The following is a 12,459-nucleotide window of genomic DNA, read 5'->3' on the forward strand; positions in this document are numbered from 1 at the left end:
GCTTAATCACGCACTAATTTACTACCGTGCCACCATGAAATAACGAAACTTAAAAGAAAAATCAACAAGAGAAGGATGATTGTTAATAGACAAATCAGCTTCAGGTACAGATGGTCATATCTCATCAACGGAATTATACGAGGTGTCCATGATGCTGGAAAAAAATACCATAATCCATCACCTAAACTTGTCAAAAATAACGCACTTATCAATCCTTCAAACATCGCCATTGCAAAATGTACTGCTGAGTTAAGATACAGAGTAAAAATTAAATGGTAAACATATTGAATGCTGAAACACAAACAAATAACTATCAGCAGTTGAACGACAAATTTTACGTCTAATATGTTCTTTAATCTGATTAATAAATAAGCAAAAGTTGTTAAGGTAACTGCTAGACAGCCAAAACAGATTAAATAAAATAATTTTGACAAAATTGTCTGCACACGTGATGATGTGAACATCATAAAGAAACCTCCGCCTGCTTCGTATTCTTGCTGCATAACTATCTGACAGACAATCACAATAATAATCGGAAAACCCAAACTCATTAATTGCAAAAAAAGTGTCAATTGATTGGCATAATTTTCGGTTTTTATTGACTGGTAAATTAAAAATAGAACGGTATAAATAAGCGGTACAGCAATATGAACGGGAAAAAAATAAGTTCTTCTTAACTTTATCCAATCGGATCTAAGAAGATTAATAAATCTATTCATACAACTTTTCCTTTCTTTTTTCAAACCAATACGCTGTTAAAATACTAATGACGATAAAGCTAATAATAGAAATCATTAGACCGGGAATGATAACGCTTGTACGATTCAACAGACTCCCTGAACTTAGAGGAATACCATTTGGATTGATTTTGATCAGTGCTGACATTAAGCGTGAAGTAATTGTCGCTGGTAAAAACCACCAAAAACTGCCAACTACGGGCTGCAGTCCACCCACAGTTGTCAAACAAATGACAATAAACCACGTGACTAACCGATTCCACTTTACCACTAGAAATAAGGATAACGGAATTAACCAAATAGAAGTCACAGTCATCACAACGCAGCTCAATAAACCGGTTAAAACAGAAAATTGCGATGAAAAAATAATGCCTAAGACTGTAACAGCTATAAACAAAATCATGTTTGAAATCAGTAATAATATACTGCAAATACCGATTTTAACTAGCCAACTTCGGCGCAGTGAGACTGGTATAATAAATAGATTAAAGAAATTCATCGCCTTTTCCTCTATAATCGATTCAGTTGAAATAATAATAACTACAACAGGCAATATAAGTGTGTACCACCAATTCATTGTGCCAATCTGTACTGCTTGGCCACTCATTAAAAAAACTGCCAACACACAAGTAATCAGAGGCAATATGATAGTCAAATACCTTATAGGGCTATGTTTTGTTTTAAGAAACTCGGATTGCCATATTTGTTTCATCGTATGTTACACTCCTGCTTGATTAGGCTGCACGATTTTAAAAAATAATGCTTCTAACGCTTCAATATTTTCTGGTGTTTTACCTTCATAACCTAATTTACCATTGTAAATAATTCCAATATTATCAGCCACACTCTCAATTTCTGCCAGAATATGACTTGAAACAATAATCGTGATTCCCTGCTTTTTCAACGTTTTAATTAGATGGCGCAGTTCTTTGATAGCAACTGGATCTAAACCGTTTGTCGGCTCATCTAAAATCAAAAGACTCGGCATATTTATTAGTGCCAACGCAATACCAAGACGTTGTTTCATGCCCATTGAAAAATTTTTAACTTTCTTTTTCCCTGTATCGCTCAAATCAACCTGATGCAGAACTTTGTGAATGCGTTCTTCTGGAACCCCTAAGATTGTCGCTCTGACCAATAAATTTTCGTAGGCTGATAAATTACGATATAATGGTGCGTCTTCAATTAAGGTACCAATTTTTAATAAATCTCCTTCCGTGAGCGGATGCCCATCAATTAATATCTCACCTGATGTTGGTTTAATCATTCCTACTAACATTTTTAAGGTTGTTGACTTACCAGCTCCGTTTGCCCCTAATAACCCATAAACTCTCCCTTGAGGGACATTTAAATTTAAATCATTTATAATTGCATGTCGTTTGTACTTTTTTACAATACCTGTCATTTGTACTTTATATGTGTTCATTGTTTCTCTCTCCTTTCAATTTTTACTATACGTCCTAAATATCAGGAAAGTATCAGAAAAACAAAAAAAGACTGAATTAATCAGTCTTTTTAAATCAGAGAAACAATTTAGAAACTTACTTTAAATATTAATACGATATATATAATGTTCTCTAAGTTTCCCGTTTACTTCGCGTATGTATGTACCTTCTCTAGTCATACCAAGACGATCCAGCAGCTTTTTGGACGACACATTATCTCTTTATCACATTGCGCAACTATTTCTTCGAGGTTAAGATAACCATATGCATAATTCAAGATTGCTTTGGCTGCTTCGATTCCATATCCTTTATGCTGAAACTCCGTATGAATAATAAAAGCTAATTCTACACACGTTATCTAATCAATTATTGTCGGCAATAGACCAGCAATGCCTACAACTCTCTTCGTTGAACTCTCTGTAATCAGCCAATAACTGTATCCTGGTGATTTATATAGGTCCTGAATTTTATTAAACCAAACGGATACTTCAGATTCTGTATATGTCTTGCCCCTCCCTAAATGCATCAAACGTTCATCTTGCAGTATGTCCGCCAATATGTCTTTCTCTTGATAAGTTATTTGTTTAAAAAATAATCGGTTACTTGAAAACAGCATTGTTTCACCTCGCTTAGTAGATTTATTTATACTTTACCTAAACTCGACCAACTTTGCGAAACGTTTTTTGCTTTATCGTTTAAATAGCCTATAAATCCTGAAACAAACATTTAATTTTGGCGGACATACTCACACTAGCATACGAATATGATTTTTACAGGGATTGGCTTTAATTATTTCTACTCCTTTTCTTTCATAATAGTCTTAAAATTTCTCCAATACTTTGTTTGTATTTTCCATAAATAATTTATCGTCTATATTTAGGTGCGAAAACCATATGATACTTACCTTTTCATATTGTGTGTGATAAACTTTGATTATCTTTTTTTCATAAGGAACCTCCTAAATAATTGATATTTTGTGGTTGGAAAACCAAATATATTTTATCATTTTAGGAAACTTTTTTTATACCACGCTGAAAACTCTTCAGAACTACCTATATAGCAGGGTAGTTTTCAAAAAATACAAAAAACAAAAGACACAGTCAAAAAGCTGTATCTTTTGTTATCTATTTATTTTACTTTCGTTTTCAATACTTCGTATCCTAAATCTTGAATACTATTTGTTATGTCGTCAATTGAAATCACCGTCTCGTCGTACTTTGTTTTGACACGACTCGCATTAAACATAACTTTAGTGTTTTCTTTATCAATTCCTTTCAGGGCCTTAACACCGCCTTCTATTTTTTTCATACACGTTGGACAAGCCAAAGTTTCTAACTGTATCGTTGCTTGTTTCACAATTCATCTCTCCTAAAAATAATTTATTTTTTTAAATGATAATTTAATAGACGCATCCCATTGATAATGACAACTAAAATACTTCCTTCATGAACAAACATACCTACTGACATATTCATCCATGAACTAAAAAACAGACTGGCAACTAAGAAAAGAACAACACCAATAGCAATAAAAATATTCTGACGCATATTTCCGACTGTTGCTCTAGCTAACCCTATTGCATATGGCAGACGACTAAAATCAGAATTCATTAAAACAACATCAGATGTTTCAATTGCAACATCTGTTCCATTCCCCATTGCAATCCCGATATCAGCAAGTGCAAGCGAGGGGCTATCATTGACACCATCTCCAACAAAGGCCGTTTTGTATCCATCTTTTTTTAGCTGTTCCACATATGCAGCCTTTTCTTCCGGAAGCATTTGACCATGTGCTTCGGTTAAGCCTAATTCATCTGCAATTAAATCAACAGTTTCTTGATTATCCCCTGACAAAACTATTAATCGCTTAATACCCATTTGTTTAAGCTGCAGAAGATCTTCCTTAACACCTTCTCTAATTTGATCCCGAATGCCTATCAACAGTTTAAGCGTACCGTCTACAGCTGTCAGTACAATAGAATTACCGGTTGAGGCAAGCAAAGTCATTTGTGCCTGCTGCTCGTCGGTTAAAGAAATACCCGCTTGTTCCATCAATCCTCGGTTACCGATAACAACTTGATGATTGTCGACTGTGGCAATAATACCGCCGCCTGCTTGGACATCAGTTGCCGTCACTGATGCTGAACGACTCCCTTTAAAATAAGAACCAATTGCTTTTCCCAATGGATGATCAGATTCATTTTCCACACTAACAAGATAAGCTATAGCATCCTCATTATCCCCATAATATTTGACATCTGATACTTCCGGATTACCTTTAGTTAACGTAGCTGTTTTATCAAAAATCAATGTATCAATTTCACTGAATCGGTTAATAACGTCGCTTCCCTTTAACAAGACACCGTTCTTTGCACCATTACCAAGACCAGCGACATTTGACACCGGCACGCCAATCACTAAAGCACCAGGACAACCCAATACTAATATTGTAATGGCTAATTCGATATTCTGCGTAAAAAACCACACCGCAATACCAGTAAGTAAAACCAGCGGAGTATACCATGTAGAAAAGCGATCAATAAAACGCTCTGCTTCAGATTTTGAATCTTGAGCTTCCTCGACTAATTCAATAATCTTACCAAAAGTTGTTTCTTCACCAACTCGTTCAGCTGTTATCTGTAAAGTACCGTTCTCTAAAATTGTCCCTGCATAGACCTGAGAATACTGCTGCTTTTTAACAATCCTAGACTCGCCTGTAATACTAGCCTCATCAAGATATCCTTCACCAATCTGAATGGTTCCATCAACTGGCACTCTAGCACCTGTTTTCACAAGAATAACATCACCCGCATCGACCTCAGTAATATCGACCTCAGTAAATTGACCATCACTCTCTTTTAATGCTGTTTCTGGTGCCAACTCTGTCAATTCTTTGATAGCTGCTCTCGTTCGATTTAATGTTCGTGCTTCTAACCACGCACCAAATAAAAATAAAAAAGTCACCACAGCAGCTTCTTCATAATTCTTGATAATAAAAGCACCACCTACCGCGATAGAAACCAAGACGTCAATACTGACAACCTTAACTTTTAACGCAGCAACTGCTTGAAGTGCTATTGGAAATATACCTAAGATAGCTGAAATCATCAGCAGGATATCTACATAATTTGTCTGCATACCCATAAAATGACCGATTAAACTAATTACGATTAATATACCGTTAATTATCATGATTTTGTTTTTTTTACCTAAGATATATCGCTGCATTAGACGTCAGCTCGCATTTTTGATGACTGACAATAAGCAATTTCTAACTGCTGCAAATCATTGTAAACTAACTTAAAGCTATCGCAAACATCAGTCGGTATTTGATAATTATCAGTAACCTTGTTTAATTGGTTAAATAAATCAGCAATTTTATCTAAATTTTTTGCTTTAACGTCTTCTTTCAATACTTCCCAAATTCGAGTAACGTCATGAAATTCTGGATGATGCATCCCATGTACCTTATCGACAATAGGAATTAACTGACATAGCTCCACATGTAATTGATTATATGTCGATGTAAATGATGATTGTTCCATTTTTATCTCCTTCTTCCTTCTTGATGTACATTCATCATAACAACTTACGGTATTCAAAAAATTGACCTGCATCAATTTTTGAAAAAAAAAACTATGCATATCACTAAATTAAATAGTGGTACACATAGTACTGATTGTTAACCTAATTATTCTATTTTTTCCAACAAACGGTTCATATCGTGAATCAATAACCGATTTTTAGGCAATGTTTGCAATAAACCTTCCATTTCCATCATCTTAAAACGACGGCTGATGGTTTCGGGTGTTGTCCCTAAATACGAGGCCAAATCTTGTCGATTCATTGGAACATCAATAATAATGTCATTTTGAACATCTGATTCATGAGGTAGGCTCTCCAGATAATAAATAATCCGATTGATAACCGGTTCTGTCGCAATCGACACCATTTGTTTTTCAGAGTCTTGTAATTTCTCAGCAACAAGTGAAAGCAACTTTAATGTAACTTTGGGATTAGCTGCTAACAGCGACATTAAATCAGATTGTTTAATTAAACAAACAGCAGTTTGACAAGTTGCCTCAGCAAAATTATCATGATACGTATTTTCTGAAAAAATAGTTAACTCACCCGTAAAATCTCCAGTTTTAAGCACACGAATCATTTGTTCTTTGCCTGATTCTGATACGTGAAAAATTCGTATTTGACCTTTATGAACAATGTAGAGTGTATTATCCTTATCGTCGGCTTGATAAAGATATTCCCCTTTTGCTAAGTGACGATGCTGAATGCTATTCTCTAATTCAAATTTCAGAGAATTGTTCAAATGATTAAAGATAGGTACTAAGTTGATACATCCATTATAGACTTCACACATACTGACTACCCCTTTAAAGCAGAATTAATTGCATGTTTATTATATAAAGTATGTTCCATATCTGCAAAAATGACGAATTGACATACTCTTTGTAACTATACTAAACATGCTTTATTTTCTCGAATTCGATTATAATAATATGTTTTAATGTCATACAAACCTGATATATCGACTTCAGCATATTCACGACTTAAAATAATCCCATGGTCTTCTGGTTTATCGACAAATTGATGGTAGATGTCATATGCAGTTTTAGCAGGATGAAGAATGGATTGAATCGCTGGCACTAAATTAAAATGAAATCCTTCATGATATTTATCTAAATAAAGCAATAAATAATCAGCAATAAAGTACCCAGCTAATCCAATGTTCCGGTAATCTTGATTAATTGTAATTTGATCCAAGGTAACTACGTTATCTTCTTTGCTTGTCACAATTTTACCAATTCCCTCGTTGTCCACCAATTCATCATCAATCGATAAATAAATCAGACCATCCTGAAGCTTTTCAAGCTGCTCTCCCGTTTGTTTATCTTTTATTTGATAGGTTAATTTCAAAAGATGACCCCCTTAATATTATCTACACCCACAAACAATGATTGCATTAAAATTAAAGTTGACTACTTGTGTCATTAAATTTAATTAAAGATCTGTTGTTAAACTGTTATAATACAGAACAAATTACCTACCAGTATAGACGATAACAGATAATAATACAACCGTTATCAATATTTTAAAAAGAACTGTATCTTGAAAATCACACCACTTTTTTAAAATAATCACTACTGACAGAAAAACTACAGTTATGTTATTATGAAAACAGATATTATAAATTTACAATTCTAGTAGCAATCAGAAATTAATAAATTATCTTAAGGAGGAATTATGGAAAATATATTTATGAGCTTCATAGTTTACGCCTTTATCGGTTGGCTTTGGGAAAGTTTCTACTGCTCGATTAAGGCGAAACATTTTGTTTATCGCGGATTTTTATTAGGACCTTATTGTCCTGTTTATGGCTTTGGTGTGGTCGCTGTTTTACTTTTAGTTCCAGACAATGCTGGTTCCCTTATTAATTTATATTTTAACATGGTCGTAATTGTTACCGTCATCGAGTATGTAACAAGTTGGCTTCTAGAAAAATTATTTCACATGACTTTATGGAATTATAAAAATATCCCTTTAAATATTGATGGCCGTGTTGCTATACCAGTTTCACTATTTTGGGGAATCGGATGTCTGATTCTAGTAAAATTAGTCAATCCAGTCATTCAGCTTCAAATCAAAAGATTTGTGACGGAAACAAACAATATCGGACCAATTATTCTAATGGCTATTTTCTTGATAGACGTCGTTTCAACAATGATTTTTACTGCAACAGCAAAGAAAAAAGTGGAATCAGTTATTGATACATCAGACGTTGAAAATGCAGCTATTAAAGAATTCCGTTTAAAACATCTTGTAACAAATCATAAATCATCACCCAGTCGGGATCGACTTTTGAAGTTTATCCAATCTCACCCTAGACAATTAAAACATCATAATTTAAATAGATTATTAAAAAACTATCCAAATATCACGTTTAAAAATAAAAATAATCCAAGCGACTAACTGTCGCTTGGATTTTCATTTTATTTCCTATTATTTCCTACTAGATACATACACTCCAGCAAGAATTATTCCTACCCCAGCAATTATACCGCCCATTGAAATAATTTCACCAGTCTGTGGTAATTTTTTAGAACTGCTACTATTCGCTGACGTCGGTCTCGTCGAATTACCTTTAGATGTTAATTTTGGATTAACATTTGACGTTGTTGGAGTTCCACGTTTACCGCCACTATTTGTTGACAATTTAGTACTTGACGTCGTACTTGTCGTAGAAGTTGTCGAACTGCTGCTAGTTGACGGTTTGCTTGTACTGTTCGTGTTGCTTGTACTGTTCGTGTTGCTTGTACTGCTCGTGTTCTTTGTACTCGTTGTTACAGAACTTGAGCTGTTTCCTGTTGTTGTCGTGCTGGAAAATGACGTATCGGTTGTTATCGTCGTACTTTCTGAGCTGCTACTATCCGGACGAGAGGTTGTCGTCATAGATGTTAAACTGGTACCTGTTTCGGTTGAAGTTTCAGTTGTTGTACTAAAAACAATATTTTCAGAGGTTGTCGAACTATTTTCTGTTCCACCTTCTTTTGTATAAACAATTTCAACTGTCGTCTTACCTTTATCAACGGTAAAGACATTAGGTGTTTTTTTATCTAGTGCGATAGTCTTGTTTTGATTATCTTTAATGATTAATCTTTCAAATTTATAGCCATTAATCGTTGGATATCTGAAACCAACACGGTCACCGACTCTTACATCCCATTTATCATTAAGTACCCTTATTAACTTACCTTTATCATCAATTGCTTTAACAACGATGACTGCTTTTTCCCGCTCAGGAATTGATTTTGTATGTGTATATGTTGTTTTGGCTTCTAACGAACGAGTAGTAGTTTTCGAAATTTTACTTGTAGCATTCACAGAACCTACTGACAATGCAAAAACCAACACCGATAAACTAGCAAAACTTAATAATTTATACTTTTTCATAAAAACCCTCCTCTTCTTGTTCTTCCGTTAAGTTAAGTGTAATGTAATTAGCGATCACAGTCAAAGTTTTTGTATAAATATTGCTAGTTTATATATTTTAAAAATCACAAATACATATAATGTTCATCGATATTATTATGTGACCATAAATTACTGGACAGAGCTAAAGAAAAAAATTATCATGGGAAAGAACATAGATTAGAAATTCTATATCAAGTGAGGTGCAGTAATGAAAATCGGGTTTCCTCCAATCATTAACCAAGGAGCTAAAGTTTTGATTTTAGGCAGTGCTCCAGGAGAAGTTTCACTAAGGAAGCAGCAGTATTACGGTAATAATGGCAATCAGTTTTGGAAAATCTTATTTGATTACTTCAACACACCATTGACAGCTGACTACACTGAGAAAAAACAATTCCTGTTAGAACATCATGTGGGTTTATGGGATGTGTATGATGCTTTTGAAAGAGAAGGCAGCTCAGATAATTTAATTACCGAGTATGTATTAAATGACTTTACAGATATTCTAACAAACAATAGTCTAAAACTAATTATTGCTAACGGTAAAAAAGCCCATAGTGAAATTATTAAAAATCATTTATTTAACCAACTACCGGTTACCTACTGTATATCAACCAGCGGAGCAGCGAATAACTACATGGATTTGAGGAAAAAGCAATGGACTGATGCACTAGATTCTGTTTTTAAAACGTCATCTGCTTAATACAATTTTAAATTTTTTTACAAAATAATCACAAATAAACTATATTTTTATCGTGAATAATTCTTACCTGTTAGCTATTATATATACATACCAACAAAACAACCTTTTCATTTTATTTACTCCTCCAAAGTAAATAACAACAACTCCTTTCCTCTAGTCTAACGGCTAGAGGTTTTTTGTTTATACATTTACTAAAAGAGAACTTCTCCGATTCCCTATATTCGGTTTTATCATCATTGTTTAAAATATCTAAATAGTATTTGCTTAAAATTTTGATCATATATTTAGACTAATATTTATTGTTGATACTTTTATTTAGAGGAATTAGTACAATTTTTCTGTTTTCTTATCTAGACAATTACTAAGCCTTTACATCCTTCTTGCTTTATTATCTTTTTCTATTATTATAAGTGCTAATCTAATAGGCCGTTAATCATGTGAGCATAAAAAAATGACATTATAAAATCAAAATAATTCCCTACAAATACATAATTATTTATCTTAATTTGCTTATATTTCAGATAAGCAGTCATATTTATATTTTCTCTCTATTTAGATGAGATCTAGTTTGTCTATTTGCTGATAATTTTTAATGGTTGGGGAAAAATTCCGTATCTGTTTATCTTGAAATTTCTATTAATAATATGGTAACTTTATCTTTCAAAATAGCCTTTTTACTGATCAAAGTAATTAGCATTAATAATATAGCCATTAATTCTTCTTGAAAACCAATCTTTGGCTTATTTTTATATTTACTGGCTGTTAACATTACTTAATCAAAAATATATTTAATAAACTGAAAAATATTACCAGATCGTTAAGGTAGCTATTATACTCGTTCAGTTTTGAAAAACCGATAATCTAAGCGATTAACATAATTATAAATTTTTAATTAAAAATCTGCTAATAAATTTACTATTAAAAAACATAGTGTATACTTGTTTATAATATGCTAACTTGAAGAAAAAAGAAAGGGGTGTTACCATGAATTTTTATGATTGGATAAAAATCATGATCCCACCATTCCCAGTCAATTGATGTTTTTCCCTAGATTATAATTTATTAGGAGAATTTTTATGGAGAAAAACATCAACACAAATAAACAAATAAATTTAGCTTTACTTGTCTGTTTAGTAGGATTCCCACAAATTAGTGAAACTATTTATACACCCTCATTAACAGAAATTGCTCAAAGTTACGGTATTACGCTAAACCTAGCACAAATGACTTTAAGTATCTATTTTCTAGCTTTTGCATTTGGCGTATTCTTTTGGGGAATTGCATCAGATTTTATTGGACGACGTAAAGCCATGATTTTTGGCATACTCATCTATGTTTTAGGATCAGCAATTTGCTTCACCTCTAAAAATGTTAATCTTTTATTTATTGGAAGATTTGTCCAAGCTTTTGGTGCCAGTACAGGTTCTGTGACAACACAGACTATTTTAAGGGACAATTACCATGGAAACGAACGACATGTTCTTTTCTCAAAAATTTCAGCAGCTCTCGCATTCTCTCCGGCCATTGGACCACTAATTGGTGGGTTCATTGGGCAGTATGCTGGGTTTCGATACGTTTTTCTATCCCTAGTTATTATGGGGATACTACTCTTTTTTTGGAGTCTTAATAGTTTACCAGAGACAAAATCTGCTAAAGCGATAAAATTATCGCCTCAGTCATTTTTTTCCATTGGAAAAGAAATGTTATTGGATGGTTATACTTTAGCATTTGGCGTGCTTATCGGAGTTTTTAACGGGATTCTTTTCAGTTATCAATCTGAAGCACCAAGTATTTTTATTAAACAATTCCATTTTAGTCAAAGTCAGTATGGTTTCATGGGAATTGTTGTTGCCTCAGCAACGATGTTAGGAGCTTATATTTCTAGTAAATCTTTAAATACAAAATCTCCAAAAATTATTATCAGAAACGGTATTAAATTAGCTCTTATTGGAAGTATTTTACTTTGTGTATTCTTTCTAATTTCTTTACCACTGCTTATTCAAATCATACTTTATATTATTAGTATTTTTATTATTCTTACGGGAATAGGCTTGGCTCTACCAAATTGTCTAAGTTTGGCACTAGTAAAATTTTCTAACGTAGCTGGTACAGCTGGTGCTTTTTTAAGTTTAGGGTACTATTTAATTGTTAGTATTTGTACTTCTTTAATTAGTATTTTTCATACCGGATCGGTTTTTGTCTTTCCTTTATTTTGTATAGTCGTACTTATAATTGGGTACTCATGTACAAAATTTATCGAATAAGCGACTATCGTACAATTTAGTAAAGTTAGTTTGATCACCAATCAAAAAATGATTGGTGATTTTTTATAGAGTGAAGTAATATTGAATTTGAAGATAATAACAAGATCTGTGTGCTCGCCTCTTATTAAAATATAGGAACTCCTTCTTGGTCTTATTTAGGTAAGGATAAATGCACCATATTATCGTTTCTTTATCTGAATCAAAACCTCCAGTGTGAACTGGAGGTTTGTTCTTCGGCTGAAAGCCTCTATTGCCGGCCTGAGCCTAAAAGGCTCACTGAAAAAGTCTCCCTTATGCACCACATTCACTCGCTGATCCTAAAAG

The 12,459-nt window shown here is 33.3% G+C and carries 14 protein-coding genes and 1 pseudogene; 3 read left to right on the plus strand and 12 right to left on the minus strand.

Features of this window, described 5'->3' with window-relative positions; all coding sequences use genetic code 11:
• Positions 1-2: 2 nt before the first annotated feature.
• The 11 genes and pseudogenes from CBF37_RS05205 to CBF37_RS05255 form a co-directional block, all read right to left on the minus strand.
• Positions 3-719 (minus strand): lantibiotic immunity ABC transporter MutG family permease subunit, encoded by a 717-nt coding sequence (locus CBF37_RS05205; RefSeq protein ID WP_125983688.1) that lies wholly within the window; start codon positions 717-719, stop codon positions 3-5.
• Positions 712-1,449 carry a lantibiotic immunity ABC transporter MutE/EpiE family permease subunit gene (locus CBF37_RS05210; RefSeq protein WP_125983689.1) on the minus strand — a complete coding sequence of 246 codons (738 nt, stop codon included), beginning with the start codon at positions 1,447-1,449 and terminating at the stop codon, positions 712-714. Before CBF37_RS05210 ends, CBF37_RS05205 begins: the two co-directional genes overlap by 8 nt.
• 6 nt (positions 1,450-1,455) lie before the next feature.
• Entirely contained in the window at positions 1,456-2,163 is a 708-nt protein-coding gene (locus CBF37_RS05215; RefSeq protein ID WP_125983690.1) for a lantibiotic protection ABC transporter ATP-binding subunit, read from the minus strand.
• 194 nt (positions 2,164-2,357) lie between these two features.
• Entirely contained in the window at positions 2,358-2,540 is a 183-nt protein-coding gene (locus CBF37_RS11955) for a GNAT family N-acetyltransferase (RefSeq protein ID WP_125983707.1), read from the minus strand.
• The gene (locus CBF37_RS05225; protein WP_125983691.1) at positions 2,541-2,798 is read right to left on the minus strand and encodes a GNAT family N-acetyltransferase; all 258 of its coding nucleotides are present in this window, start codon (positions 2,796-2,798) and stop codon (positions 2,541-2,543) included. It abuts the gene before it with no gap.
• Between the two features lie 132 nt (positions 2,799-2,930).
• A pseudogene (locus CBF37_RS11760) lies at positions 2,931-3,075 on the minus strand (transposase); the annotation flags it as partial.
• A 235-nt stretch (positions 3,076-3,310) separates the two neighbouring features.
• On the minus strand, positions 3,311-3,538 hold the full coding sequence (locus tag CBF37_RS05235; protein ID WP_125983692.1) for a heavy-metal-associated domain-containing protein: 228 nt from the start codon (positions 3,536-3,538) through the stop codon (positions 3,311-3,313).
• Between the two features lie 23 nt (positions 3,539-3,561).
• Positions 3,562-5,409: a heavy metal translocating P-type ATPase gene (locus CBF37_RS05240; RefSeq protein WP_125983693.1), complete on the minus strand. Its 1,848-nt coding sequence runs from the start codon at positions 5,407-5,409 to the stop codon at positions 3,562-3,564.
• On the minus strand, positions 5,409-5,726 hold the full coding sequence (locus CBF37_RS05245; RefSeq protein ID WP_125983694.1) for an iron-sulfur cluster repair di-iron protein, ric: 318 nt from the start codon (positions 5,724-5,726) through the stop codon (positions 5,409-5,411). Before CBF37_RS05245 ends, CBF37_RS05240 begins: the two co-directional genes overlap by 1 nt.
• Positions 5,727-5,872: 146 nt before the next feature.
• Positions 5,873-6,559 carry a Crp/Fnr family transcriptional regulator gene (locus CBF37_RS05250; RefSeq protein WP_125983695.1) on the minus strand — a complete coding sequence of 229 codons (687 nt, stop codon included), beginning with the start codon at positions 6,557-6,559 and terminating at the stop codon, positions 5,873-5,875.
• A gap of 95 nt (positions 6,560-6,654) precedes the next feature.
• Positions 6,655-7,116: a hypothetical protein gene (locus tag CBF37_RS05255; protein WP_125983696.1), complete on the minus strand. Its 462-nt coding sequence runs from the start codon at positions 7,114-7,116 to the stop codon at positions 6,655-6,657.
• A 327-nt stretch (positions 7,117-7,443) separates the two neighbouring features.
• Between CBF37_RS05255 and CBF37_RS05260 the strand changes: the two genes are divergently transcribed.
• On the plus strand, positions 7,444-8,169 hold the full coding sequence (locus CBF37_RS05260; RefSeq protein ID WP_125983697.1) for a putative ABC transporter permease: 726 nt from the start codon (positions 7,444-7,446) through the stop codon (positions 8,167-8,169).
• A 30-nt stretch (positions 8,170-8,199) separates the two neighbouring features.
• On the opposite strand, the gene CBF37_RS05265 is transcribed toward CBF37_RS05260, so the two are convergent.
• The gene (locus CBF37_RS05265) at positions 8,200-9,150 is read right to left on the minus strand and encodes an LPXTG cell wall anchor domain-containing protein (protein WP_125983698.1); all 951 of its coding nucleotides are present in this window, start codon (positions 9,148-9,150) and stop codon (positions 8,200-8,202) included.
• Between the two features lie 229 nt (positions 9,151-9,379).
• Between CBF37_RS05265 and CBF37_RS05270 the strand changes: the two genes are divergently transcribed.
• The gene (locus CBF37_RS05270; RefSeq protein WP_125983699.1) at positions 9,380-9,871 is read left to right on the plus strand and encodes a DNA-deoxyinosine glycosylase; all 492 of its coding nucleotides are present in this window, start codon (positions 9,380-9,382) and stop codon (positions 9,869-9,871) included.
• Between the two features lie 1,076 nt (positions 9,872-10,947).
• On the plus strand, positions 10,948-12,135 hold the full coding sequence (locus CBF37_RS05275) for a multidrug effflux MFS transporter (RefSeq protein ID WP_125983700.1): 1,188 nt from the start codon (positions 10,948-10,950) through the stop codon (positions 12,133-12,135).
• Positions 12,136-12,459 lie beyond the last annotated feature (324 nt).

Origin of the sequence: Vagococcus vulneris (assembly GCF_003950515.1) — a bacterium.
In the GTDB taxonomy this organism is placed as follows: domain Bacteria; phylum Bacillota; class Bacilli; order Lactobacillales; family Vagococcaceae; genus Vagococcus; species Vagococcus vulneris.

Bases quoted from the DNA above. Each gene is read 5' to 3' on its own strand.
- CBF37_RS05205 (WP_125983688.1), bottom strand. From the start codon at position 719: ATGAATAGATTTATTAATCTTCTTAGATCCGATTGGATAAAGTTAAGA.
- CBF37_RS05210 (WP_125983689.1), bottom strand. From the start codon at position 1,449: ATGAAACAAATATGGCAATCCGAGTTTCTTAAAACAAAACATAGCCCT.
- CBF37_RS05215 (WP_125983690.1), bottom strand. From the start codon at position 2,163: ATGAACACATATAAAGTACAAATGACAGGTATTGTAAAAAAGTACAAA.
- CBF37_RS05225 (WP_125983691.1), bottom strand. From the start codon at position 2,798: ATGCTGTTTTCAAGTAACCGATTATTTTTTAAACAAATAACTTATCAA.
- CBF37_RS05240 (WP_125983693.1), bottom strand. From the start codon at position 5,409: ATGCAGCGATATATCTTAGGTAAAAAAAACAAAATCATGATAATTAAC.
- CBF37_RS05245 (WP_125983694.1), bottom strand. From the start codon at position 5,726: ATGGAACAATCATCATTTACATCGACATATAATCAATTACATGTGGAG.
- CBF37_RS05250 (WP_125983695.1), bottom strand. From the start codon at position 6,559: ATGTGTGAAGTCTATAATGGATGTATCAACTTAGTACCTATCTTTAAT.
- CBF37_RS05260 (WP_125983697.1), top strand. From the start codon at position 7,444: ATGGAAAATATATTTATGAGCTTCATAGTTTACGCCTTTATCGGTTGG.
- CBF37_RS05265 (WP_125983698.1), bottom strand. From the start codon at position 9,150: ATGAAAAAGTATAAATTATTAAGTTTTGCTAGTTTATCGGTGTTGGTT.
- CBF37_RS05270 (WP_125983699.1), top strand. From the start codon at position 9,380: ATGAAAATCGGGTTTCCTCCAATCATTAACCAAGGAGCTAAAGTTTTG.
- CBF37_RS05275 (WP_125983700.1), top strand. From the start codon at position 10,948: ATGGAGAAAAACATCAACACAAATAAACAAATAAATTTAGCTTTACTT.